The organism is Bradyrhizobium sp. ISRA464 (assembly GCF_029910095.1).
In the GTDB taxonomy this organism is placed as follows: Bacteria; Pseudomonadota; Alphaproteobacteria; order Rhizobiales; family Xanthobacteraceae; genus Bradyrhizobium.
In genome coordinates this window covers 4,881,510-4,905,003 of sequence record NZ_CP094526.1, presented here as the reverse complement: position 1 = coordinate 4,905,003, position 23,494 = coordinate 4,881,510, and the positions used below count along the sequence as shown (strand labels likewise).

Annotated in this window: 22 protein-coding genes; 16 read left to right on the top strand and 6 right to left on the bottom strand. The window is 64.4% G+C overall.

The window, feature by feature from the left end:
• Window positions 1-9: 9 nt before the first annotated feature.
• Both MTX19_RS23170 and MTX19_RS23165 read right to left on the bottom strand, forming a co-directional pair.
• Window positions 10-690, bottom strand: a complete 681-nt coding sequence (locus MTX19_RS23170; protein ID WP_280979461.1) for a site-2 protease family protein — start codon at window positions 688-690, stop codon at window positions 10-12.
• Window positions 691-785: 95 nt separating this feature from the next.
• Window positions 786-1,700 carry a DMT family transporter gene (locus MTX19_RS23165; RefSeq protein ID WP_280979460.1) on the bottom strand — a complete coding sequence of 305 codons (915 nt, stop codon included), beginning with the start codon at window positions 1,698-1,700 and terminating at the stop codon, window positions 786-788.
• 93 nt (window positions 1,701-1,793) lie between these two features.
• On the opposite strand from MTX19_RS23165, the gene MTX19_RS23160 reads away from it, so the two are divergent.
• Window positions 1,794-2,663 (top strand): LysR substrate-binding domain-containing protein, encoded by an 870-nt coding sequence (locus MTX19_RS23160; protein ID WP_280979459.1) that lies wholly within the window; start codon window positions 1,794-1,796, stop codon window positions 2,661-2,663.
• Here the strand turns inward: MTX19_RS23160 and MTX19_RS23155 are convergent.
• From MTX19_RS23155 to MTX19_RS23140, 4 genes are all read right to left on the bottom strand, one after another.
• Complete coding sequence (locus MTX19_RS23155) at window positions 2,660-3,406, bottom strand: SDR family NAD(P)-dependent oxidoreductase (protein ID WP_280979458.1); 747 nt, start codon at window positions 3,404-3,406, stop codon at window positions 2,660-2,662. The genes MTX19_RS23160 and MTX19_RS23155 overlap by 4 nt on opposite strands.
• Before the next feature lie 215 nt (window positions 3,407-3,621).
• On the bottom strand, window positions 3,622-4,356 hold the full coding sequence (locus MTX19_RS23150) for an SDR family oxidoreductase (RefSeq protein WP_280979457.1): 735 nt from the start codon (window positions 4,354-4,356) through the stop codon (window positions 3,622-3,624).
• 132 nt (window positions 4,357-4,488) lie between these two features.
• Entirely contained in the window at window positions 4,489-6,327 is a 1,839-nt protein-coding gene (locus MTX19_RS23145; RefSeq protein WP_280979456.1) for an IlvD/Edd family dehydratase, read from the bottom strand.
• A 212-nt stretch (window positions 6,328-6,539) separates the two neighbouring features.
• Complete coding sequence (locus tag MTX19_RS23140; protein ID WP_280979455.1) at window positions 6,540-7,568, bottom strand: LacI family DNA-binding transcriptional regulator; 1,029 nt, start codon at window positions 7,566-7,568, stop codon at window positions 6,540-6,542.
• 206 nt (window positions 7,569-7,774) lie between these two features.
• Between MTX19_RS23140 and ugpC the strand changes: the two genes are divergently transcribed.
• From ugpC to MTX19_RS23065, 15 genes are all read left to right on the top strand, one after another.
• A complete protein-coding gene (gene ugpC / locus MTX19_RS23135) occupies window positions 7,775-8,842 on the top strand; it encodes a sn-glycerol-3-phosphate ABC transporter ATP-binding protein UgpC (RefSeq protein WP_280979454.1) in 1,068 nt (355 codons plus the stop codon).
• 175 nt (window positions 8,843-9,017) lie between these two features.
• Entirely contained in the window at window positions 9,018-10,340 is a 1,323-nt protein-coding gene (locus MTX19_RS23130) for an ABC transporter substrate-binding protein (RefSeq protein WP_280979453.1), read from the top strand.
• Between the two features lie 63 nt (window positions 10,341-10,403).
• On the top strand, window positions 10,404-11,351 hold the full coding sequence (locus MTX19_RS23125) for a sugar ABC transporter permease (protein WP_280972076.1): 948 nt from the start codon (window positions 10,404-10,406) through the stop codon (window positions 11,349-11,351).
• A gap of 66 nt (window positions 11,352-11,417) precedes the next feature.
• Entirely contained in the window at window positions 11,418-12,341 is a 924-nt protein-coding gene (locus tag MTX19_RS23120; RefSeq protein ID WP_280972075.1) for a carbohydrate ABC transporter permease, read from the top strand.
• Window positions 12,342-12,388: 47 nt separating this feature from the next.
• On the top strand, window positions 12,389-13,375 hold the full coding sequence (denD, locus tag MTX19_RS23115) for a D-erythronate dehydrogenase (RefSeq protein ID WP_280979452.1): 987 nt from the start codon (window positions 12,389-12,391) through the stop codon (window positions 13,373-13,375).
• A 30-nt stretch (window positions 13,376-13,405) separates the two neighbouring features.
• Window positions 13,406-14,362 carry a sugar kinase gene (locus tag MTX19_RS23110; protein ID WP_280979451.1) on the top strand — a complete coding sequence of 319 codons (957 nt, stop codon included), beginning with the start codon at window positions 13,406-13,408 and terminating at the stop codon, window positions 14,360-14,362.
• The gene (gene eda / locus MTX19_RS23105; RefSeq protein WP_280979450.1) at window positions 14,359-15,009 is read left to right on the top strand and encodes a bifunctional 4-hydroxy-2-oxoglutarate aldolase/2-dehydro-3-deoxy-phosphogluconate aldolase; all 651 of its coding nucleotides are present in this window, start codon (window positions 14,359-14,361) and stop codon (window positions 15,007-15,009) included. The genes MTX19_RS23110 and eda overlap by 4 nt, the downstream gene beginning before the upstream one ends.
• Window positions 15,010-15,052: 43 nt before the next feature.
• On the top strand, window positions 15,053-16,222 hold the full coding sequence (locus MTX19_RS23100; RefSeq protein ID WP_280979449.1) for an acetyl-CoA acetyltransferase: 1,170 nt from the start codon (window positions 15,053-15,055) through the stop codon (window positions 16,220-16,222).
• 126 nt (window positions 16,223-16,348) lie between these two features.
• The gene (locus MTX19_RS23095; RefSeq protein WP_280979448.1) at window positions 16,349-17,878 is read left to right on the top strand and encodes an AMP-binding protein; all 1,530 of its coding nucleotides are present in this window, start codon (window positions 16,349-16,351) and stop codon (window positions 17,876-17,878) included.
• Between the two features lie 94 nt (window positions 17,879-17,972).
• Window positions 17,973-18,173, top strand: coding sequence for a hypothetical protein (locus MTX19_RS23090; RefSeq protein WP_280972069.1), 201 nt, complete (start codon window positions 17,973-17,975; stop codon window positions 18,171-18,173).
• Window positions 18,174-18,314: 141 nt separating this feature from the next.
• A complete protein-coding gene (locus MTX19_RS23085) occupies window positions 18,315-19,517 on the top strand; it encodes a CoA transferase (protein ID WP_280979447.1) in 1,203 nt (400 codons plus the stop codon).
• A gap of 11 nt (window positions 19,518-19,528) precedes the next feature.
• Window positions 19,529-20,695, top strand: coding sequence for an acyl-CoA dehydrogenase family protein (locus tag MTX19_RS23080; RefSeq protein ID WP_280979446.1), 1,167 nt, complete (start codon window positions 19,529-19,531; stop codon window positions 20,693-20,695).
• 162 nt (window positions 20,696-20,857) lie between these two features.
• Complete coding sequence (locus MTX19_RS23075) at window positions 20,858-21,994, top strand: thiolase family protein (RefSeq protein ID WP_280979445.1); 1,137 nt, start codon at window positions 20,858-20,860, stop codon at window positions 21,992-21,994.
• Entirely contained in the window at window positions 21,991-22,350 is a 360-nt protein-coding gene (locus tag MTX19_RS23070) for an OB-fold domain-containing protein (RefSeq protein ID WP_280979444.1), read from the top strand. Before MTX19_RS23075 ends, MTX19_RS23070 begins: the two co-directional genes overlap by 4 nt.
• A gap of 419 nt (window positions 22,351-22,769) precedes the next feature.
• A complete protein-coding gene (locus tag MTX19_RS23065) occupies window positions 22,770-23,297 on the top strand; it encodes a carboxymuconolactone decarboxylase family protein (RefSeq protein ID WP_280979443.1) in 528 nt (175 codons plus the stop codon).
• Window positions 23,298-23,494: the final 197 nt, after the last annotated feature.

The following is a 23,494-nucleotide window of genomic DNA, read 5'->3' as shown; positions in this document are numbered from 1 at the left end:
GAAATCAAGTTATGTGTTCCCGGTTATAAGGAGAAGGGCCTGGATTACATAGCCGGTCAGTGTTCGCAGTATCGTGGAAATAACATCAAGATTTAGGCCGAGGCGGGCGCCGATCATGGGCAGCAGGATCAGGAGCCCGATCAGGATCAGTATGCCAAACGGCTCCAGTCGCGACAGCGGGATCGCCAGTGGGCGCGGCAGCAGCCCGACTGCGACCCGGCCGCCATCCAGCGGCGGAATCGGCATCATGTTGAAGATCGCAAGCACGATGTTGATCAGGAACGCGTTTTTCAGGTTATCCGCGGTCCATTGCGCCGTGTTGGCCGGCACAAACGGCAGTGCGTGGAATGCCAGCGCCGTCGCGGTCGCCAGCAGGATGTTGGTCGCCGGGCCCGCCAACGCAACCCAGACCATATCGAGCTTCGGATGGTTGAGGTTGCGGAAGTTCACCGGCACCGGCTTGGCGTAGCCGAACAGGAACGGCGAATGCGCCATGAGCAGGACGGCCGGCAAGATCAGCGTGCCGAACGGGTCGATGTGCTTGAGCGGGTTGAAGGTGACGCGGCCGAGCTGCCAGGCGGTGTTGTCGCCGAGCCGGTGCGCGACGAAGCCGTGTGCGGCCTCGTGGAAGGTGATGGCGATGACCAGCGGCAGCACCCAGACGGAGACGCTGTAAAGCGAGATGTCCAAATGCGCGCCGCCTTGGTTTGCGAGGGACCGAACCGTCAGGCTAGCACGAATTTGCTAACGTCTGTGCTGGCCGGCGCGGCGGTTCCGGGCTCCGGTCAATGCGTATCCGGCGCGACGGCGGCTGAATCCGCCTCGGTCACGCCCGGCTGGGTGGTGGCGATCCAGATGCCGGCGAAGACGGTCACGATCCCGGCCACCACATTCCAGCGCAGCGGTTCGCCGAGGAATGCGGCGCCGACCAGCGAGGCCGCGACCGGATTGACGGTGACTGATGTTGCGGCGCGGGTCGGGGTTGTCCGCTCCAGCGCGAAGGACCAGAGGTAGAAGGTCAGGGCGGCGCCAAAGGCACCGAGATAGATCGCGCCGAACCATTGCAGTGCGCCGAAATCCGCAACCGGTGCGAAGCTGCCGCGCACCAGCGAGGCCACGATGAGGAAAGCGCCGCCGGCCGCCATCGCCAGCGTGGTGAAGGGAATCGGACCGGAGCGGCGGATGAAGGGTTTTGACCAGATACTGTAGAGCGCCATGCAAAGCGCGGCCGCGACCATCAGAAGGTCGCCGCGCCAGGCGCCGGATGGCGCCGTGGCAAGACCGGAGAGCAGGGCGAGCGCGACCCCGAGGATCGTGACCAGGACGCCGGTGGTCTTCCGTGCGGTGAGCGGCTCGCTGCCGAGCGCGGCGCCGACCACCATCGTCAGCAGCGGGAGCGTGGACAGCGCAAGCGCGCCGCGCGCCGCCGTGGTGAAGATCAGCGATGCGTTGAACAGGATCGGAAACGCCGCGAAGAACAACAGGCCGAGGCCCACGACCCCGGGCCAGTCACGCCGCGGCGGCCACGCCCGGAGCTGCAGCAATGTCAGCGGCAGCAACAGCAGAACGCCGATGCCGAACCGGAACGAACCGATCGCCAGCGGATCGATCGAGCCGACCAGAAATCGCGTCGCCCCGATCGAGGTGCCGCCGAGCGCACTCGACAGCACAGCCGCCAACACTCCCCAAGCCTCGCCCATCCCATTCGATCCTTCTGTTTTGCTTGCGTAATCTAGGGAAGGGGCGATAATCAGAAAATCGAATATATCTGATAGAACGAATCACGGTTTGTTATGAGTGCTCCGGTTCTGGACCCGGATTTGCTGCGGGCCTTCGTCGCGGTGGCGGACCATCGGTCGTTCACCCGCGCGGCCTCCGCGCTGAACCGGACGCAATCAGCCATCAGCATGCAGGTGAAGCGGCTGGAGGAACGGCTGCAGGCGGAGCTGTTTCACCGCACCACGTCCAATGTCGACCTGAGCGCAGCCGGCGAGGGACTGCTTGGCTACGCAAGGCGCATTCTCAGCCTGAACGACGAAGCGGTCGGCCGGGTGCGCGCGCACGGAATGGACGGGCGCGTTCGCCTCGGGGTGATGGACGACTATGGGACACTGATCGTCCCGCCGCTGCTCGCGGGCTTTGTCGCCAACTATCCGCTGATCCATGTTGAGATGGAAACCGGCCTGACGTCGTCAATGACCGACCGACTCGGGGAAGCCTACGACCTCGTCATCGCCATGCATCCGGAAGGGCGCGGCGAGGGCGAGTTACTGAGAACCGAGCAGGCGGTCTGGGCCGCGAGCGCGGAGCATCGCGTCGAGCAGCGCGAGCCGCTCCCGGTCGCGCTTTATCCGCAGGGCTGTCTGTTCCGGAGCTGGGCGATGCAGGCGCTCGACGACGCGCATCGGCCGTGGCGGCTCGCTTTTGTCAGCCACAGCCTGTCCGCAGTCGAGGCCATCGCGGCGCAGGGCCTCGCCGTGACCGTGGTGAAGTCGGGGACGTTTCCGCCGACCCTGCGACGGTTGACCGCGCGCGACGGTCTGCCGCCTCTGCCGCGGGCGGAGATCCGCCTGCATCGCGCGGCGAACCTGTCGCGCGCCGCGTCACTGCTGGCCGATCATCTCGTCGCGGCCCTGCGGCAGCCGGCGAGGCGGGGGAGCTAGTAGGTCGCGCGGCCGCCGGAGATGTCGAACACCGCGCCGGTCGAGAAGGCGCAGTCTTCGGAGGCCAGCCACGTCACCATCGAGGCGAGCTCCTCGACCAGCACGAAGCGGCCTTTCGGGATCTTCGACAGCATGAAGTCGATATGCTGCTGGGTCATCTGGTCGAAGATCGCGGTCTTCGCCGCGGCCGGCGTCACCGCATTGACCAGGATGTCGTGCTGCGCGAGCTCCTTGCCGAGCGACTTGGTCAGCGCGATCAGGCCGGCCTTCGACGACGAATAATGTGCGGCGTTCGGGTTGCCTTCCTTGCCGGCGATCGACGCGATGTTGACGATGCGGCCGTATTTCTGGCCGATCATGGCCGGCACGACCGACTTGCAGCAGATGAAGGGACCGTCGAGATTGATGCGCAGCACCTTGCGCCATTCGTCAAGGTCGGTTTCCCACACCGGCTTGTTGACGCCGGCAATGCCGGCATTGTTGACGAGGATGTCGATCCTGCCGAACGCCTTCAGCGTTGCGTCGCGTGCGGCGTCGACGGCGGCGGGGTCGGTGACGTCGGTCTTGATCGCGATCACGCTGCCGCTGATCGCTTTCGCGGTCTTCTCGGCCAGCGGCCGGTCGAAATCCCAGATCGCGACCTTGGCGCCAGACGCGACAAAGCGCTCGGTGATCGCGCGGCCGAAGCCTTGCGCGCCTCCGGTGACGACGGCGCAGCGGCCGTTGAGATCGATCTTGTTCATCGGTTGGATCCTTTGACGTTTCCCTGAGTATAGCCGCGGCGGAAGTGAGCTCCCTCGCCCCGTTCTTCGCGGGGTCGACGAGCGAAGCTCGCTCTTAGAGGGTTGGGGTGAGGGGTGTCTCCGCTTAGGGATCTGGAGGCATCGTGCCTTGCCCCTCACCCGGATTGCTTCGCAATCCGACCTCTCCCCGCAGAAGGGCGGGGAGAGGTTGGAAACTAAAGCGTCCAACCGCCGTCGATCACATGTGCGACGCCGGTGGTGAACGAGCTCTCGTCGCTGGCGAGATACACCGCGAGCGCGGCGATCTCGTCGGCGGTGCCGAGCCGGCCCATCGGCTGGCGCGCGACGAACATCTCGAGGCCATTCGGGCCGGCGGTGGCCGCACGCTGCAGCATCGAGGGCGTCTCGATGGTGCCGGGGCAGATGCAGTTGCAGCGGATGCCCTTGCTGATGAAATCAGCCGCGACCGACCGCGTCAGCGCTGCCACCGCAGCCTTGGTCGCGCTGTAGACATAGCGGTTCGGCGCCGCCTTCACCGCGCCCGCGGCGGAGGCGATGTTGACGATGGCGCCGCCGCCTTGCGCCAGCATGCCGGGCAGGAAGGCGCGGGTCGTGCGGTGCATCGACTTGACGTTGAGGTCGAAGGAGAAGTCCCAGTCCGCGTCCGAGCAGTCGAGCGCGGTGCCGTGATGCACGAAGCCCGCGGCATTGAGCAGGATGTCGGTCTGGCCGGCGCGCTTGGCCATCGCCTCCACCGCCTCGGTGTCGCGCACGTCGAGCTTCGCCACCTCTGCGACGCCGTCCTTCTTGAGTTGCGCGAGCTTGTCCTCGTCGATATCGGTCGCGAACACGGTTGCGCCCTCGCGGGCAAAGGCCAGCGCGCAGGCGCGGCCGATGCCGACGGCCGCCGCCGTCACGAATGCGCGTTTGCCCTTCAGGCGGTCTGACATGCAAGTCTCCTCGAAGTCTTATTGATTGGATTTGTTGCCGCCGTCATTGCGAGGAGCGAAGCGACGAAGCAATCCATGCTGCCGCGATGGAGAAATGGATTGCTTCGCTGCGCTCGCAATGACGATGCGGAGCTAGTGATTATCCCGCGCGACGCCGACCTTGCCGGCGATGTCGTGGTAGCGCGTCGCGAGCTCGAGGCAGGCGCCGGTCGCGTGCTGGCCGACGGTCTGCCGGTAAAGCTCCTGCCACGGCGTCTGGTTCGCCGGATGGGGGAAGCCGCCCTTGGCCTTCAGTTCGGCACGGCGCGTCCGCAGCTCATCTTCCGAGATCAGGATATTGGCGCTGCCCTTGTTGAGGTCGATGCGGACCTTGTCACCGGTCCTGAGGATCGCGAGCCCGCCGTCGGCAGCTGCTTCCGGCGAGGCGTTGAGGATCGAGGGCGAGCCAGAGGTGCCGGACTGCCGGCCGTCGCCGATGCAGGGCAGGGACAGGATGCCGCGTTTGATCAGTGCAGCCGGCGGCTGCATGTTCACCACCTCGGCGCCGCCGGGATAACCGATCGGACCTGTGCCGCGGATGAACAGGACGCAGTGCTCGTCGATATCCAGCGCGGGATCCTCGATCCGCTCGTGATAATCCTCCGGGCCCTCGAACACGATGGCGCGGCCTTCGAAGGCGTTCAGGTCCTTCGGGTTGGAGAGGTAGCGTTCGCGGAACTCCTTGGAGATCACGCTGGTCTTCATGATCGCGGAATCGAACAGGTTGCCGCGCAGCACGATGAAGCCGGCGTCCTTCACCAGCGGCTTGTCGTAGCTCCAGATCACGTCGCCATCGGGAGCCGGCGCATCCTTGCAGTTCTCGCCCATGGTGCGGCCGTTGACGGTAACGGCGTTCTCATGGATGCGTTTGTGCTTCATCAATTCGCGCACCACCGCAGGCACGCCGCCGGCACGGTGATATTCCTCGCCGAGATAGAAGCCGGCCGGCTGCATGTTCACCAGCAACGGCACGTCATGGCCGTATTTCTGCCAGTCGTCGATCGACAGCTCGACGCCGACGTGACGCGCCAGCGCGTTGATGTGGATCGGCGCGTTGGTCGAGCCGCCGATCGCGGAGTTGACCACGATGCAGTTCTCGAACGCCTGCCGCGTCAGGATGTCCGAGGGCTTCAGATCCTCCCAGACCATGTCGACGATGCGTCTTCCCGTCTCGTAGGCGATCTGGCCGCGCTCGCGATAGGGCGCCGGGATTGCCGCACAGCCCGGCAGCGAGAATCCGAGCGCTTCCGCGAGCGAGTTCATGGTCGAGGCCGTGCCCATGGTGTTGCAATGGCCGATCGACGGTGCCGAGGAGGCCACGATCTCGATGAACTGCTCATAATTGATCTCGCCCGCCGCGAGCCGCTCGCGCGCCTTCCAGACCACGGTGCCGGAGCCGGTGCGCTGGCCGTCGTGCCAGCCGTTCAGCATCGGCCCGCCTGACAGCACGATCGCGGGCAGGTTGACGGTCGCCGCTGCCATCATGCAGGCCGGCGTGGTCTTGTCGCAGCCGGTGGTCAGCACCACGCCGTCGAGCGGATAGCCGAACAGGACCTCGACCAGGCCGAGATAGGCGAGGTTGCGGTCGAGCGCCGCAGTCGGGCGCTTGCCGGTTTCCTGGATCGGATGGGTCGGAAACTCCATCGCGATGCCGCCGGCGGCGCGGATGCCCTCGCGCACCCGATGCGCAAGCTCGAGATGATGGCGGTTGCAGGGCGACAGGTCGTTGCCGGTCTGGGCGATGCCGATGATCGGCTTGCCCGACTGCAGTTCCTCACGCGTCAGCCCGTAATTGAGGTAGCGCTCGAGATAGAGCGCGGTCATGCCCGGATTGTGCGGATTGTTGAACCATTCCTGCGAGCGGAGTTTGCGGCCTTTGCCCTTGCTGGCCTGGCCCGCGGCACCGTTCCCGTTGGTGTGGGGTTTTGTCATTGGTTTCTCCCGCAATGCAACTCGTATCGGCCCGTTCTAAGGGCTCTGATTTCGATGTCGTTTCTACCTTGCGCAAATTGTCGCGCATTACAAACCCGGCGATCACGAGCAGATGTGATCGCCAGTGGAATTGGACCTTAGTTGAAGAGTTTTGGTTGCGCTATCATTTTGTCATTCTTGCCGGCCTGTGACGAATCAGTGTCGGGCAGATGTCAGCTGCGGCGCGCCGAGCTTTGCCGCTCGATGATGCTGAAGCCGAGATCGACCACCGGCTCGGCGGGGCGGCGGCCTTCCAGCGCCTCGAGCACCATCGTGGCTGCGTTCCTGCCCATTTCGTAGCGGTTGGTGCGCACGCTGCTCAGTGTCGGCACGCTCGAGGCCATGAATTCGAGATCGTTGAAGCCGACGATCGCCATCTGATCCGGGACCGCCATGTGCCGGCGCTTGCATTCGAACAGCGCGCCGAGCGCGAGGTCGTCATTGACGCAGAATACGGCATCGATCTCCGGGGCCTTTGCGAGCAGGTCGGCGAACAGCGTGCCGCCTAATGTCACCGAGGTCGGCACCGCCGTGGTGACAATCAGCTGCGGATCGAACAACTCGGCCTCGCTCATGGCGGATCGATAGCCGTCGAGCCGCCGCTGCACCCGCGGATCCATCCGCGCGCCGAGAAAGCCGATCCGCCGGTAGCCCCGCTCGAGAAGATGGGAGATGGCGGCTTTCGCCGCGTCAAAATGTGAGAATCCGATCATCATGTCGATCGGCGCCGGGCCGGTCTCCATGATCTGGACGATCGGGCAATCGACCGATTCCATGATAACGCGGGACTCCGCGGTCTGATTGATGCCTGTCACGATCAGGCCCGCGGGCTTCTGTGCCAGGAAGAGACGCAGCAGTCGCTCCTCCTGCAGGATGCTGTAGCGAGTGTTGGCGAGCTGAATGCTGTAACGACTGCCGTCGAGCGCGTCATAGATGCCGCGCAGCACGTCGGCGAACACGTTGTTGGTCAGGGACGGGATCAGGACACCGATCACCTCGGTGCGCTGCGAAGCGAGCGCCCGCGCGGCCAGATTGGGTACATAGCCGAGTTCCTTTGCCGCACTCTCGACCCGAGCGCGCTTTCCGACCGAGAGTGCTTCGGGATTTCTGAAGAAGCGCGAGGCCGTGATCGGGCTGACGCCGGCAAGCTTGGCGACTTCGGTGAGCCGGATTTTGCCTGGCGTGATGCGCTTTCGGGGCATTTATCGCTCATATCACAGGCCTTGCCGCGGACAAACCGATATTGACAGCGCTACCAAGCTGTTGCTAATCGAATGATTGCCAAACCCGGACAAACTGCGGACAATAACGCCAGTCCAATCGGGCCTCGTGAAAGCGAAGCCGGTCGAAAAAAGCAGAGCGGTCGCGGCTCCGTCGTACGCCGCCGGGAACTTGAGGAGGGTAGTGGATGTCGTCGGTCCAGATTCGCGACGTGCGGAAATCTTTTGGCAATTTTGAAGTCCTGCACGGCGTGACGATCCCGATCGAGGACGGCGAATTCGTCGTTCTGGTCGGCCCCTCCGGCTGCGGCAAGTCGACCCTGCTGCGCATGCTGGCCGGGCTTGAGAACATCACCTCTGGCACGATCTCGATCGGCGACCGCGTCGTCAACAATGTCCAGCCCAAAGAGCGCGACATTGCGATGGTGTTCCAGAACTACGCGCTCTATCCGCACATGACCGTCGCCGACAATATGGGCTTCTCGCTCAAGCTGCGCGGCGCCAAGCCCAATGAGATCGCAACCGGCGTCAAGCGCGCCGCGGAAATCCTGGCGCTGACGCCGCTGCTCGATCGCTATCCCCGGCAGCTGTCCGGCGGCCAGCGCCAGCGTGTCGCCATGGGCCGCGCCATCGTGCGCGATCCGCAGGTGTTCCTGTTCGACGAGCCGCTGTCGAACCTCGACGCCAAGCTGCGCGTTGCGATGCGCACCGAGATCAAGGAACTGCATCAGCGTCTGCGCACCACGACCGTCTACGTCACCCACGACCAGATCGAGGCCATGACCATGGCCGACAAGATTGTTGTGATGCATGACGGCATCGTCGAGCAGATGGGCTCGCCGCTCGAGCTCTACGACACGCCGGCGAACCAGTTCGTTGCCGGATTCATCGGCTCGCCCGCGATGAATTTCCTCAAGGGCAACGTCAAGGTGAACGGCGCAGCCTATTTCGAGGGGCCGAACGGCGTCCAACTGCCGTTGAAAACGGCGCCGGCGAATTCCGACGGCAAGCCCGCGGTCTACGGCGTGCGGCCGGAGCATTTCACCATCGCCGATGACGGCGCGGAGGCCGAGATCGTCGTGGTCGAGCCGACCGGCTCGGAGACGCAGGTGTTCGCCAAGCTCGGCGGCGAGCAGGTGGTCGCGGTGTTCCGCGAGCGGCATATGTTCAATCCGGGCGACAAGGTTCGGCTCAAGCCGGATCCGACGCTCGTTCATCTGTTCGATGATGGAACGGGGAAGCGGCTCGATGGCTGACTGACCTGGAGCTTCGGTTCTGATCGATCAGAACCGAAGCTTCAGATTCTAGCTTTGACGCGTTTTCTTTGCGCGAACCGGTAACCACTTCGCTCGAAAACGCTCTAATGATCTCAATGGCCGGCTAACAGGCCAGATCAAAAAACAAAAACACTGTCATAAGGGAGGAAGGACGATGCACGATTTGACTCGCCGCTCGCTGCTTTTGGGCGGCACTGCGCTGGCCGCGGCCGGCACGTTGACCGGGCCGGCGCTGCTCGATTTCGCCAAGGCCTGGGCGCAGACCGCGCCCTGGAAGGCGGAGCCCGGCGCCAAGCTCACCCTGATGCGCTGGAAGCGCTTCGTGCCGGCGGAGGATGACGCCTTCAATGCCATCGTGGCCGCGTTCAAGGGGGCGACCGGCGCCGAGATGAGCGTGTTCAGCGAGTCGTTCGAGGACGTGCAGCCAAAGGCGTCGGTGGCCGCGAATACCGGCTCCGGCCTCGACATGGTCTGGGGCCTGCACGCGCTGCCTCAGCTGTTTCCGACCAAGGTCCTGAAGATGAACGACGTTGCCGATTACCTCGGCAAGAAGTACGGCGGATGGGCCGACGGACCGGCAACGACCTGCAAGCATGGAGATGACTGGCTCGGCATCCCCATTGCGACCGTGGGCGGCTACATGACCTACCGCAAGTCGGCCGTCGAGAAGGCCGGCTTCAAGGAATTCCCAAAGGATTTCCCGGGCTTCCTCGAGATGTGCAAGGCGCTCAAGAAGAACAACACGCCGGCCGGCTTCGCGCTCGGACATGCAACCGGCGACGCCAATTCCTGGTTGCACTGGGTGCTTTGGGGACACGGCGCCTATACGGTCGACAAGAACGACAAGGTCATCATCAATTCGCCGGAGACCATGAAGGCGCTGGACTATGCCAAGGCGCTTTCTGAGACTTTCATTCCCGGCGTCGCGTCCTGGAACGATTCCTCCAACAACAAGGCCTTCCTGGCCGGTGACCTCTATTGCAGCTCGAACGGCATCTCGATCTATGTCGCGGCCAAGGACGATCCAGCGAAGAAGGATCTCGCCGAAGATACATATCACGCGCTGTGGCCGGTTGGTCCGGTTGGCAAGCCGGCCGAAATGCAGCTGCTGACCCCGATGCTGACGTTCAACTTCACCAAGTACCCGAATGCGGCGAAGGCGTTCATCGCGTTCATGCTTGAGAAGGAGCAGTACGACAAATGGCTCACGGGCGCGCGGGGCTATCTGACAGAGACGCTGAACGCCTATGACGACTCGCCGATCTGGACTGCAGATCCGAAGAACCAAGTCTTCTCCCAGGCGAGCAAGCGCATGCTGCCGATCTCGGGCATCGGGACCCCCGGTGAGAAGGCGGAAGCAGCGATCGCCGACTTCATCGTCGTCGACATGTTCGCCAACTACTGCACCGGCGCCAAGGATGCCAAGGCGGCCATGACGGAAGCCGAACGGCAATTGAAGCGCATCTATCGCGCCTGAGCCTGCATAAGTCGAGCGGACGGCGGTGCCGCCGTCCGCGCTTTCTGGATTCGAGACATCACCATGGCTGATATCGCACTTGCCAAGCCGCAGATTCGCGAGGCGACGACTTGGCAGCAGTTGAAGCACAACCGGAACTGGCTCGGCTTCTGGTTCATGCTGCCGGCCATGGCCTTCCTAATCCTGTTCCTGGCCTATCCGCTCGGTCTCGGCGTTTGGCTGTCCTTCACCGACGCGCGTATTGGCCGCGCCGGCATATTCATCGGGCTCGAGAATTACGAGTGGCTGTGGGACGACGGGATATTCTGGCTCTCGGTATTCAACACGCTGCTTTACACCTTCGTCGCGAGTACCCTGAAATTCGCCATCGGCCTCTATCTGGCGCTGCTGCTCAACGAGCGAATGCCGTTCAAGGCGCTGTTGCGCGCCGCGGTGCTGATTCCCTTCATCGTGCCGACGGTGCTGTCGGCATTGGCCTTCTGGTGGATCTTCGATTCCCAGTTCTCGATCATCTCCTGGTCGTTGAGGCATCTCGGGCTGATCAGCCAGAACATCAACTTCCTTGGTGATCCCACATGGGCGCGCATCTGCGTGATCTTCGCCAATATCTGGCGCGGCGTGCCGTTTGTCGCGATCACGCTTCTGGCAGGTCTGCAAACGGTCTCGCCGTCGCTCTACGAAGCGGCGACCCTGGACGGTGCGAGCTCCTGGCAGATGTTCCGCCACATCACTTACCCGCTGCTCACGCCGATCATCGCCGTCGTGATGACGTTCTCGGTGCTGTTCACCTTCACCGATTTCCAGCTCATCTGGGCGATGACGCGCGGTGGCCCTGTCAATGCGACGCACCTGATGGCGACCTTGTCCTATCAACGCGCGATCATCGGAGGCCAGCTGGGCGAGGGTGCCGCGATCTCGAGCGCCATGATCCCGTTCCTGCTCGGCGCGATCATGATCTCGTGGTTCGGACTGCAACGCAGGAAGTGGCAACAGGGAGAGAACAATGATTGATCCCTGCCGTATTGCGCGTTTGTTTGCGCGAACGGGGCAGGCCCCGCGCGCGCTCGGGAGAGAACAATGACTGATCTCCCTGCATCGAAGTTCGATCTCAAGACCATCCTGTCGACGCCTTCCCGTGTCGACAACAGCGAGGGCATGAGCTACCTGCAGTCGGTGCCGCGGCGCATCGTGACGCTCTACCTCCCGCTGTCGATCATCGTCGTTATCCTGCTGTTTCCGTTCTACTGGATGGCCCTGACGGCGGTGAAGCCGGACGACCAGCTGCTCGACCTCGACAAGTACAATCCGTTCTGGACCTGGAATCCGACCTTCAAGCACATCCACAAGCTCCTGTTCGAGAGCTACTATCCGCACTGGTTGTGGAACACGATGTATGTTGCGGTCGGCGCCACGGTGCTCTCGATCATCGCGAGCGTGCTTGCGGCCTATGCGATCGTGCGGCTGCGCTACAAGGGCGCGAACATTGTCGGCGGCCTGATCTTCCTGGCCTATCTGGTGCCGCCGTCGATCCTGTTCATTCCGCTGGCGACCGTCGTATTCCAGTACGGCCTGTTCGATTCGCCCCTGGCGTTGATCCTGACCTACCCGACGATCCTGATCCCGTTCTCGACCTGGCTGCTGATGGGCTACTTCAAAACCATCCCGTTCGAGCTCGAGGAATGCGCGCTGATCGACGGCGCCAGCCGCTGGCAGATCCTGATCAAGATCGTGCTGCCGCTCGCCGTTCCCGGCCTGATCTCGGCCTTCATCTTCTGCTTCACGCTGTGCTGGAACGAGTTCATCTACGCGCTGACGTTCCTGCAATCGACACCGAACAAGACGGTGCCGGTCGCCATCGTCAACGAATTCGTCGACGGGGACGTCTATCGCTGGGGTTCCCTGATGGCGGGGGCGCTATGCGGGTCGCTGCCGCTGGTTATCCTTTACGCGTTCTTCGTTGAGCATTATGTCTCCGCGATGACGGGAGCCGTGAAAGAGTGAGCACTTGAGGCCCCGCGTCTGAAGTCCAGGTCAACAGGAGTTGGGTCTTGCATATTCTGATCCTCGGCGCCGCCGGCATGGTCGGCCGCAAACTGACGGAACGCCTGCTGCGCGAAGGCCGCCTCGGCAAGCAAGACATCACCAGGATGACGCTGCAGGACGTGGTGGCGCCGGCCAAGCCGGCGAATGCGCAGATTCCGGTCAACGTCGTCGCCTCCGATTTCGCCGATGCCGGCGCAGCGGCGCCGTTGATCGCCGAGCGGCCCGAGGTGATCTTCCATCTCGCCGCGATCGTGTCCGGCGAGGCGGAGGCCGAGTTCGACAAGGGCTATCGGATCAACCTCGACGGCACCCGCCATTTGATCGATGCGATCCGCGCCGTCGGTGGCGGCTACAAGCCGCGGCTGGTGTTCACGTCCTCGATCGCCGTGTTCGGCGCACCGTTCCCGGAGAAGATCGGCGACGAATTCTTCCACACGCCGCTGACGAGCTACGGCACCCAGAAGTCGATCTGTGAGCTCCTGATCAACGACTACACCCGCAAGGGCCTGCTTGACGGAATCTCGATCCGCCTGCCGACGATTTGCGTGCGGCCGGGCAGGCCGAACAAGGCGGCGTCCGGCTTCTTCTCCAATATCATCCGCGAGCCGCTCGCGGGCGAGGAGGCGATCCTGCCGGTCTCTGAGGACGTGCGGCATTGGTACGCCTCGCCGAAATCGGCGGTCGGCTTCCTGATCCATGCCGGCACCATGGACCTCAACGCGATGGGCCCGCGCCGCAATCTCAGCATGCCGGGCCTGTCAGCCACCGTCGGTCAGCAGATCGCGGCGCTGGAGCGCGTTGCCGGCAAGAACGTCACCGCGCGCATCAAGCGGGTGCCCGATCCGACCATCATCAGCATCGTCTCGGGATGGCCGCGCGATTTCGCCACGGAGCGCGCACTCAAACTCGGCTTCACCACGGCCGAGAAGACGTTCGACGATATCATTCGCATCCACATCGAGGACGAGCTTGGCGGCAAATTTGCCGCCTAAGGCGTTGTTCAGGCGAGCGCGGCTTTCGAGATGACCCGGGTTGCCTGTATCGGCGAATGCATGATCGAGCTGCGCCAGGCCCAGGGCGGTCCGGGCGGCGGCCTGTACTCGCGCGGCTACGGCGGTGACACGCTCAACACCGCCGTCTATCTGTCCCGGCTCGGCGTCGACGTCGACTACATCACGGTGCTCGGCGACGACGCGCTGAGCGACGAGATGATTGCGGGCTGGACCGCGGAGGGCATCGGCACCAAGCGGGTCGCGCGGCTGCCCGGAAAATTGCCGGGACTGTATCTGATCCAGACCGACGGCAAGGGCGAGCGGCGCTTCTTCCATTGGCGCGACGGCGCGGCCGCGCGCAGCCTGATGGACCTGCCCGAGACCGAAGACATCCTGAACTCGCTCGCGAGCTATGACGTGGTCTATCTCTCGGCTATCACGCTCTCCATCCTGCAGGACGCCGGGCGAGAGCTCCTGATGGCGGCGTTGAAACGCGCGCGACTGCTGGGCACCCGGTTTGCGTTCGACACCAATTTCCGGGCCCGCGGCTGGCCCGACCTCAATGTCGCCCGCAAGGTGTTCAGCAGCGCGTTCGAAGGCGCGGATATCGTGCTCGCATCCACCGAAGATCTGGCGCCGCTGTATCCTGGCGAGAGCACCGCAGCCCTGCTTGCCGGTATCTCCAGCCCCGAGGTGGTGCTGAAGCTCGCGGAACCGGCCTGCATCCTGCGCTCTGCCGGCGGATCGGGCGAGGTGAGGGCGGAGCCGCTGACCAAGCCGGTGGTCGACACCACGGCAGCCGGTGACAGCTTTGCCGCCGCCTACCTCGCGGCGCGTCTCGGCGGTGCCGGACCCGAGGACGCGGCCCGCGCGGGTCATCGCCTCGCCGGGGTCGTGGTGTGCTATCCCGGCGCGATCATTCCACGCTACGCCATGCCGCCCAAGCGGGCGCCACGGCCCTCAACATCCCGCAAGGCCTCCTCATGACAGCGACATCAAAGCAGGGCCAGATCGCCGAGCTGATCCGGCAAGCCACCGTGATCCCGGTGCTGACCATTGAGCGGCTGGAGGATGCCGTGCCGCTTGCGAAGGCCTTGGTCGCCGGCGGCGTGCGGACGCTCGAGGTGACGCTGCGTACTCCGGTCGCGGTCGAGGCGGCCAAGGCGATCATCGCGGACGTGCCTGAGGCGATCGTCGGCATCGGCACCATCCTCAATGGCGACGATCTGGCCCGCGCTGAGGCGCTCGGCGCCAGGTTCGGCATCAGCCCGGGCGCGACGCCCGAGCTGTTGAAAGCGGCCACGGCCAGCCGGCTGCCGTTTGCGCCGGGGATCGCTACGGCCTCCGAGCTGATGCAGGCCCTGGCGCATGGTTTTGACGTGGTCAAATTCTTCCCGGCCGAGCAGGCTGGCGGTATCAAGGCACTGCGGGCGCTGGCCGGTCCGTTCCCGAATGTCAGGGTGTGCCCGACCGGCGGGATCGGCGAGGCCAACGCGGCAACCTGGCTTGCCGAGCCGAACGTGCTGGCCGTCGGCGGCTCCTGGCTGTGCCCGGCCTCCGACATCCGCGCCGGCAACTGGTCCGGCATAACCGCCATGTGCGCGCGGGCGATGAAATCGCTGAAAGCGGCCTGAAGATAGGTTACATAAATTCCGAACAGGAACAGGGAGATCGGCCATGACAGCCAGCATCGTGGGTTGGGCGCACACGCCATTCGGTAAATTCGACGCAGAGACGGTTGAGAGCCTCGTCGTCAAGGTCGCCAACGAGGCGCTCGCCGATGCCGGCGTTGCCGCCTCCGACGTCGACGAGATCATGCTCGGCCATTTCAACGCGGGCTTCTCGCCGCAGGACTTTACGGCCTCGCTGGTGCTGCAGGCCGATCCGCAGCTCCGCTTCAAGCCGGCGACCCGCGTCGAGAACGCCTGCGCCACCGGCTCGGCCGCCGTGCATCAGGGCATCCGCGCGATCGAGTGCGGCGCCGCCAAGTTTGTGCTGGTGGTCGGCGTCGAGCAGATGACGCAGACGCCGGGCCCGGAGATCGGCAAGAACCTGCTGAAGGCGTCGTACCTGCCTGAGGACGGCGACACGGTCGGCGGCTTTGCCGGCGTGTTCGGCAAGATCGCGCAGGCCTATTTCCAGAAATACGGCGACCAGTCTGACGCGCTGGCGATGATCGCCGCCAAGAACCACAAGAACGGCGTCGCCAATCCCTATGCCCAGATGCGCAAGGATTTCGGCTTCGAGTTCTGCCGCTCGGAGAGCGAGAAGAACCCGTATGTCGCAGGTCCCTTGAAGCGCACCGACTGCTCGCTGGTGTCGGACGGCGCCGCGGCGCTGGTGCTGACCGACGCCGAGACCGCGAAGAAGATGGGCAAGGCGGTGAACGTCCGCGCCACCGCGCATGCGCAGGATTTCCTGCCGATGTCCAGGCGCGACATCCTGCAGTTCGAAGGCTGCACCGTCGCCTGGCAGCGTGCGCTGGAGAAGGGCGGCCTGCAGCTTTCCGATCTCTCCTTTGTCGAGACCCATGACTGCTTCACGGTCGCCGAGCTGATCGAATATGAAGCAATGGGCCTGGCGCCGAAGGGGCAGGGCGCGCGCGCCATCAAGGAAGGCTGGACCCAGAAGGACGGCAAGCTGCCGGTCAATCCGTCCGGCGGTCTCAAGGCCAAGGGCCATCCGATCGGCGCGACCGGCGTCTCGATGCATGTCATGACCGCGATGCAGCTCACGGGGCAGGCGCCCGAGGGCATGCAGCTCAAGAACGCGCAGCTCGGCGGCATCTTCAACATGGGCGGTGCCGCGGTCGCCAACTACGTCTCGATCCTTGAGCCTGCGAAGTAGGCAACATTCTCTCCATTCGTCGTGGCCGGGCTTGACCCGGCCATCCACGTCTTCCTTCTATGTGGCGCCGGAGACGTGGATACCCGGGTCAAGCCCGGGCATGACAGTTTGCTTGGGGCTACCGCGATGAACATCGCCGAATGGCTGGCAGCGACGGCGCGGGCGCGTCCCGATGCGCCGGCGCTGCTGTCCGGCTTCGACCTCGACGCCGATTATGCCACGTTTGCGCGCCGCGCCGCCTCGATCGGGGCGGCGCTGGCGCGCGATTACGGCATCGCCGAAGGCGACCGCGTCGCGCTGTTTGCCAGCAATTGCACGCAATATCTCGAATGCCTCTACGGCATCTGGTGGATCGGCGCGGCCGCGATTCCGATCAATGCCAAGCTGCACGGCCGCGAGGCGGCGTGGATCTGCGGTAATGGCGGCGCAAAGCTCGCCTTCGTGTCCGACGACACGATCGCTGCGCTGACGGAGGCGAAGGACGATTGTCCCGCCGGCATGACCATCCTCTCGGTCGACAGCGATGGCTATCGCAAGATGCGAAACGGCGAGGGCCTGCCCACGCCGCTGCCGCGCGAGACCGACGATCTCGCCTGGCTGTTCTACACGTCGGGCACGACCGGCCGGCCCAAGGGCGTGATGCTGAGCCACGGCAACCTCGTTGCGATGTCGCTGTGCTATCTCGCCGACGTCGATCCGGCGACGCCGAACGATGCCTCGCTCTATGCCGCGCCGATCTCGCACGGCGCCGGCCTCTACAATTTCCCGCATGTTCGCATGGGCGGCCGGCACGTCGTTCCGCAATCCGGCGGCTTCGATCCGGACGAGGTGCTCAATCTCGGCCGCCAGCTCGACAATGTCGTGATGTTCGCGGCGCCCACCATGGTGCGCCGCCTGGTCGACGCGGCGAAGCGGCGCGGCGAGAACGGCGAGGGGCTGCGCACCATCATCTATGGCGGCGGGCCGATGTATCTTGCCGACATCAGGGACGCGATCGCGACCATGGGCCAGCGCTTCGTGCAGATCTACGGCCAGGGTGAATCGCCGATGACCATTACCGCGCTCTCGCGCGACTGGCACCGGCGCAGCGACCATCCGCGCTATCTCGAACGGCTGGCCTCCGTGGGTACCGCGCAGAGCGTCGTCTCCGTGCGGATCACCGACAAGGACAGCAATCCCTTGCCCGCCGGCGAGACCGGCGAGATCGAGGTCAAGGGCTTAACCGTGATGCTCGGCTACTGGAACAATCCGAAGGCCAATGCGGAAACGCTGAAGGATGGCTGGCTGCGCACCGGCGACGTCGGGCGCCTCGACGCGGACGGCTTCCTCACCCTGTCGGATCGCTCCAAGGACGTGATCATCTCCGGCGGAACCAACATCTATCCGCGCGAGGTCGAGGAAGCCCTGCTGACCCATCCCGATGTCCGCGAGGTCTCTGCCATTGGCGTGCCAGATCCGGAATGGGGCGAGATCGTCGTCGCCTGCGTTGTGCTACAGGACGGCGCCGTGGCCGATGACGGCAAGCTCGATGCGCATTGCCTGGCCTCGATCGCGCGGTTCAAGCGGCCGAAGCGCTATATCTATCTCGATGCGCTGCCGAAGAACAATTACGGCAAGGTGCTGAAGACCACGCTGCGGGATATGATGGCGAAGTAGGCGGGCCTGCCCGCCGCGGACATTTGCGATGGCTATAGGCGGCTGCGCCCCGTCGCGCTAACCTCATGGGCGCCTGTCACCCGGAGAATGAGCCATGGGAATTGAAACCTCTATGTCGCTTTCGGAACTGAACGACCGCATCGCGATCCTCCGGGACAATATCAGGCAGCTGATCGAGCAGGCCGCCGGCGCGGCGGGCGCCGAAGTCGAGGAGCGCATCTCCGAGCGGATCGAGCACCAGAATGCGGAGCTGGAGAAGCTCGTGAAGGCGCGCGATGCGATGATCGGCAAATAGTCCGGGATCTCCGCCTGGCTCGCCTCGGCCTGCGCGGGTGGCGCCGGCACGCATACGCCCATACGCCCGGCGCAGCTTGATCTTGGCAAAAACCTCCCGTTACTAGGTTTCAATCCAGAACAACCGGGAGCGAACGGAACGATGGGACCACTGCAGGGCATCAAGGTCGTTGACATGACGACCGTGCTGATGGGGCCCTATGCCACCCAAATGCTCGGCGATTACGGCGCCGACGTCATCAAGGTGGAATCGCCCGACGGCGACGTGACACGGCAGATCGGTCCGACGCGGCATCCCGGCATGGGGCCGGTGTTCCTCAATACCAATCGCAGCAAGCGCTCGATCTGCCTCGACCTGAAGAAGCCGGCCGGGCGCGAGGCCGTGCTGCGGCTGATCGCGAAGGCCGACGTGCTCGTCTACAATGTGCGCCCGCAGGCGATGGCGCGGCTGCAGCTCGGCTACGACGTGGTCGCGAAGATCAATCCGCGGCTGGTCTATGCCGGCGTGTTCGGCTTCGGCCAGGAAGGGCCGTATGCCGCCAAGCCTGCCTATGACGATCTGATCCAGGGCGCCACCGCGTTGCCGGCGTTGATGGCGCAGACATCCGACGGCGTGCCGCGCTATGTGCCGAACGCGCTGGTCGATCGCATCGTCGGCCTCACCGCGGTCGGCGCGATCTGCGCGAGCCTCGTGCACCGCGACCGGACCGGACAGGGCCAGCGCGTCGACATTCCGATGTTCGAGACCATGGCCGGCTTCGTCATGGGCGATCACATGGGAGGGCTGACCTACGATCCGCCGCTCGACAAGGGCGGCTATGCGCGCCACCTCTCGCCGGACCGGCGGCCGTACAAGACGTCCGACGGCTACATCTGCGTGATCGTCTACAACGACAAGCAGTGGGAGAACTTCTTCAAGGCGACCGGCCGCGACGACCTGCGCAGCAATCCGAAATTCGCGACCTTCGCCGGCCGCGCCACCAATATCGACACGGTCTATGCGGAGCTGGCGCGCATCCTGCTGACCAAGACGACCGCCGAATGGAACGAGATTCTCGAAAAGGCCGACGTGCCTGTGATGCCGATGCATGATCTCGAGAGCCTGCTGCAGGATCCGCATATGGTCGCAACCGGCATGTTTCCGGTCGCCGAGCATCCGACCGAAGGCCGCATCCGCAGCATGAAGGCGTCGGCGCGCTGGTCGGAGACCAAGGCGGAGCCGCAGCGGCTGGCGCCGCGGCTCGGCCAGCACGGCGAGGAGATCCTGCGGGAAGCGGGCTACGCCGGCGACGAGATCGCCGCGATGGTGCGCGACGGCGTCACCAAGCTTGCGCACAACACTTAAGGACAGCACCCATGGATTTCGCACTCTCGGCCAACCAGGAATCGATCCGCGACGCCATCGGGAAGATCTGCTCGCGCTTCGACGACGCCTACTGGTTGAAGAAGGACAAGGAGGGCGGCTATCCGGCCGACTTCCACCGCGCGCTGGCCGATGCCGGCTGGCTCGGCATCTGCATCCCCGAGGAATACGGCGGCTCCGGCCTCGGCATCACCGATGCCGCGATCATGATGCGCACGATCTCGGAATCGGGCGCCGGCATGTCAGGTGCGTCGGCCGTGCACATGAACGTGTTCGGGCTCAACCCAGTGGTGGTGTTCGGCACCAAGGAGCAGTGCCAGCGCATGCTGCCGCCGATCATCGACGGCCGCGACAAATCCTGCTTTGCGGTGACTGAGCCGAACACCGGTCTTAACACCACTCAGCTCAAGACGCGCGCGGTGCGCCGGGGCGACAAATATGTCGTCAACGGCCAGAAGGTGTGGATCTCGACCGCGCAGGTCGCCAACAAGATCCTGCTGCTCGCGCGCACCACGCCTCTGGAGGAGGTGCGGAGCCCGACCCACGGCCTCAGCCTGTTCTACACCGACTTCGACCGCAAGCGCGTCACGGTGCACGAGATCGAGAAGATGGGCCGCAAGCCCGTCGACTCCAACGAATTGTTCTTCGAGAATTTTGAAATCCCGGTCGAGGACCGCATCGGCGAGGAAGGCCGCGGCTTCGAATACATCCTGCACGGCATGAACCCCGAGCGCATTCTGATCGCGGCCGAAGCCGTCGGCCTCGGCCAGATCGCGCTGAAGCGGGCGTCGGAATATGCAAAAGGCCGCATCGTGTTTAACCGCCCGATCGGCATGAACCAGGCGATCCAGCATCCGCTGGCGAAGTGCTGGATGGAGCTCGAGGCTGCCTGGCTGATGGTGCTGCGTGCCGGCTGGCAGTACGACCAGAACCTGCCGTGCGGCCCCGCGGCGAACTCCGCCAAGTATCTCGCAGCCGAAGCCGGTTTCCATGCCTGCGAACAGGCGGTGATGACCCATGGCGGCTTCGGCTACGCCAAGGAGTATCATGTCGAGCGCTATTTGCGGGAATCCCTGATCCCGCGCATCGCGCCGATCAGCCCGCAGCTCATCCTCAGCTTCATCGGCGAGAAGGTGCTCGGCCTTCCGAAGTCGTATTGAGATGATGCGCTCACGCAGACGCATCGCTCTCGTCTCCCTCCCCCTGAAAGGGGGAGGGCGGGGTGGGGGTCAGCCACGGGTGAGAGCACATGGGGCGGAGACGGATCCCCACCCGGCTTGCTTGCGTAAGCCGACCTCCCCTTTGCAAGGGGAGGTGAACAGATGAGCTTCGTCACCGGCGTCGGCCTCACGTCCTATGGCAAGCATGAAGGCTCGTCCTCGCTCGACCTGATGAGCAAGGCTGCGGAGTTGGCTGTTGCTGATGCAGGCCTGAAGCGCTCCGACATCGACGGCATCCTTTGCGGCTACTCCACGGTCTCGCCGCACATCATGCTGGCCACCGTGTTCGCCGAGCATTTCGGCATTCGCCCGTCCTATGCCCATGCGGTGCAGGTCGGTGGCGCCACGGGCCTGGCGATGACCATGCTGGCGCATCATCTCGTCGATGCCGGTGTTGCCAAGCACGTGCTGGTGGTCGGCGGCGAGAACCGCCTGACCGGGCAGAGCCGCGACGCCTCGATCCAGGCGTTGGCCCAGGTCGGCCATCCCGATTACGAGGTGACGCTGGGGCCGACAATCCCAGCCTATTACGGCCTCGTCGCGACGCGCTACATGCATGAATACGGCGTGACGCAGGAGGACCTCGCCGAGTTCGCGGTGCTGATGCGCAAGCATGCGCTGACGCATCCCGGCGCGCAGTTCCACGAGCCGATCACGGTTGCCGACGTGATGGCCTCGAAGCCGGTGGCGATGCCGCTGAAGCTCCTGGATTGCTGCCCGGTGTCCGACGGTGGCGCTGCATTCGTCATCAGCCGCGAGGCGACCGGCGAGAGGCAGGTGCGGGTGCGTGGCTGCGCGCAGGCCCACACCCATCAGCATGTCACGGCCGCACCCGCGCTGAGCGAACTCGGCGCGGAGATTTCGATTGCGAAGGCGAAGCAGGCGGCCGGCCTCGCGATATCGGATGTCCGCTATGCCGCGGTCTACGACAGCTTCACCATTACGCTCGCGATGCTGCTGGAGGATCTGGGCCTCGCCAAACGCGGCGAGGCGGCCGCGCGTGTTCGCGCCGGCTACTTCAATCAGGACGGCGAGATACCGCTCAACACCCATGGCGGCCTGCTCAGCTATGGTCATTGCGGCGTCGGCGGTGCAATGGCGCATCTGGTCGAGACCCATCTGCAGATGACCGGCCGCGCCGGCAACCGTCAGGTCCGCGATGCCTCGGTCGCGCTGCTCCATGGCGACGGCGGCGTGCTGTCATCGCATGTCAGCATGTTCCTGGAGCGCGTACGATGAGCGGGCAGATCGCCGATTGGACCAAGGGCGCGGAAGCTATCGTCTATCAGACCTGCACCGCGTGCGGCGCTCGGCAATATTTTCGCCGCAGCTTCTGCGCTGCCTGCGGCTCTCCCGATCTGACCGAGCATCGCGCCGGCGGGGCAGGGACGGTGTATGCGACCTCGCTGGTCTGCCGCGCCGCCACGCCGGAGACGCGGGCGCATGTGCCCTACAACATCGTGCTCGTCGATACTGATGAAGGATTCCGCATGATGGCTCACGGCGACAACGCCCTTGCCATCGGCGACAAAGTCACAGCCCGCTTCACGCAATTCGCAGGGCGACTGGTTCCCTATTTCGAGAAGGCAAGGTGAGGGACGAGAGCGAGCCCACCAGGACGCGATACCAGCCTGAGTGTTCGCCTTCGTCCCTCCAAGTCACGGATACTATCGCCAGTAGAAAATGACACTGGCGATGACGAGCATCGCCGTCACCGCCAGCACTTGCGCAAGCGCCTCCGAGGCCGCCCTCTTGGTGGCTTCCTTCATGCGTTCTCCCTAGACTCGGGCACGACTCATCGTTGCGCTGACAGCGCGCAAGACGGCCAGATTTATGTACTCGGAACACCCCGCGACGAGTATTCGCTTTTGACGAGTCCCCACTCAGCGAATATCGACCGCGTCAGGGTTGAACAGCATTGCGGCGGCAATTTGGCTCGGGCGTGTTGCTCGCGCGACGGCCGGCAGATAGTGTTTTGGAACTCGAAGAAGCGACAACGTCACAAGGTTAGGAAATGGCCCGCATCGATTACTCTGATCCCGCAACGGCAAGCCCGCGCACCCGTGAGATCCTCGACAAGAACCGCAACGCCAATATCTTTCGCATGATGGCGCATTCGCCGAGCTATTTTGAGCAGTATTGCCGGCTCGGCGGCGCGATCCGCCACAAGGGCGAGCTCGATCCCGTCGTGCGCGAGCTTGCGATCACACGCACCGGCATCCTGTGCGAAGCGCCCTACGAGATCGTGGCGCACAAGCGGATCGGCAAGAATGTCGGCGTCACCGACGAGCAGAATGCGGCGCTGGAGAACTGGCAGGCCGCGACTTGTTTCAACGACGTGCAGCGCGCAGCGCTCGCCTTCACCGACGAGATCGTCAAGCTCAAGAAGCCGACCGACGCCACCTTCAAGGCGATCGCCTCGAAGCTGACGCCGGCGACGTTGATCGAGCTGCAGCTCTCGGTCGGCTTCTACATCATGACCTCGAAGTTCCTGGAGACCTTCGAGATCGACATGCAGCCGGTGACGGAAGTGGTGAGCTGAGGGCGGTCGCTCACGGCAGGTTCTCTAGCCTCGCCCCGCTTGCGGGGAGAGGCCGGAGCGCATGGAGCGGAGCGGAATGCGATCCGGGTGAGGGGGAGCCTCCGCGAGTTCCATTCCGAGTCATTTTGCGGATGCAGCCCCTCACCCCAACCCTCTAAGAGCGAGCTTTGCTCGTCTCGACCCCGTAAGAACGGGGA

What these genes read in the sequence shown, in the direction of transcription:
- MTX19_RS23070 (WP_280979444.1), top strand. Translation starts at nt 21,991, where the DNA reads ATGAGCGGGCAGATCGCCGATTGGACCAAGGGCGCGGAAGCTATCGTC.
- MTX19_RS23165 (WP_280979460.1), bottom strand. Translation starts at nt 1,700, where the DNA reads ATGGGCGAGGCTTGGGGAGTGTTGGCGGCTGTGCTGTCGAGTGCGCTC.
- MTX19_RS23145 (WP_280979456.1), bottom strand. Translation starts at nt 6,327, where the DNA reads ATGACAAAACCCCACACCAACGGGAACGGTGCCGCGGGCCAGGCCAGC.
- MTX19_RS23125 (WP_280972076.1), top strand. Translation starts at nt 10,404, where the DNA reads ATGGCTGATATCGCACTTGCCAAGCCGCAGATTCGCGAGGCGACGACT.
- MTX19_RS23155 (WP_280979458.1), bottom strand. Translation starts at nt 3,406, where the DNA reads ATGAACAAGATCGATCTCAACGGCCGCTGCGCCGTCGTCACCGGAGGC.
- eda (WP_280979450.1), top strand. Translation starts at nt 14,359, where the DNA reads ATGACAGCGACATCAAAGCAGGGCCAGATCGCCGAGCTGATCCGGCAA.
- MTX19_RS23120 (WP_280972075.1), top strand. Translation starts at nt 11,418, where the DNA reads ATGACTGATCTCCCTGCATCGAAGTTCGATCTCAAGACCATCCTGTCG.
- MTX19_RS23160 (WP_280979459.1), top strand. Translation starts at nt 1,794, where the DNA reads ATGAGTGCTCCGGTTCTGGACCCGGATTTGCTGCGGGCCTTCGTCGCG.
- MTX19_RS23140 (WP_280979455.1), bottom strand. Translation starts at nt 7,568, where the DNA reads ATGCCCCGAAAGCGCATCACGCCAGGCAAAATCCGGCTCACCGAAGTC.
- MTX19_RS23090 (WP_280972069.1), top strand. Translation starts at nt 17,973, where the DNA reads ATGGGAATTGAAACCTCTATGTCGCTTTCGGAACTGAACGACCGCATC.
- MTX19_RS23100 (WP_280979449.1), top strand. Translation starts at nt 15,053, where the DNA reads ATGACAGCCAGCATCGTGGGTTGGGCGCACACGCCATTCGGTAAATTC.
- MTX19_RS23080 (WP_280979446.1), top strand. Translation starts at nt 19,529, where the DNA reads ATGGATTTCGCACTCTCGGCCAACCAGGAATCGATCCGCGACGCCATC.
- MTX19_RS23095 (WP_280979448.1), top strand. Translation starts at nt 16,349, where the DNA reads ATGAACATCGCCGAATGGCTGGCAGCGACGGCGCGGGCGCGTCCCGAT.
- MTX19_RS23110 (WP_280979451.1), top strand. Translation starts at nt 13,406, where the DNA reads ATGACCCGGGTTGCCTGTATCGGCGAATGCATGATCGAGCTGCGCCAG.
- MTX19_RS23085 (WP_280979447.1), top strand. Translation starts at nt 18,315, where the DNA reads ATGGGACCACTGCAGGGCATCAAGGTCGTTGACATGACGACCGTGCTG.
- MTX19_RS23065 (WP_280979443.1), top strand. Translation starts at nt 22,770, where the DNA reads ATGGCCCGCATCGATTACTCTGATCCCGCAACGGCAAGCCCGCGCACC.
- MTX19_RS23150 (WP_280979457.1), bottom strand. Translation starts at nt 4,356, where the DNA reads ATGTCAGACCGCCTGAAGGGCAAACGCGCATTCGTGACGGCGGCGGCC.
- ugpC (WP_280979454.1), top strand. Translation starts at nt 7,775, where the DNA reads ATGTCGTCGGTCCAGATTCGCGACGTGCGGAAATCTTTTGGCAATTTT.
- MTX19_RS23075 (WP_280979445.1), top strand. Translation starts at nt 20,858, where the DNA reads ATGAGCTTCGTCACCGGCGTCGGCCTCACGTCCTATGGCAAGCATGAA.
- MTX19_RS23130 (WP_280979453.1), top strand. Translation starts at nt 9,018, where the DNA reads ATGCACGATTTGACTCGCCGCTCGCTGCTTTTGGGCGGCACTGCGCTG.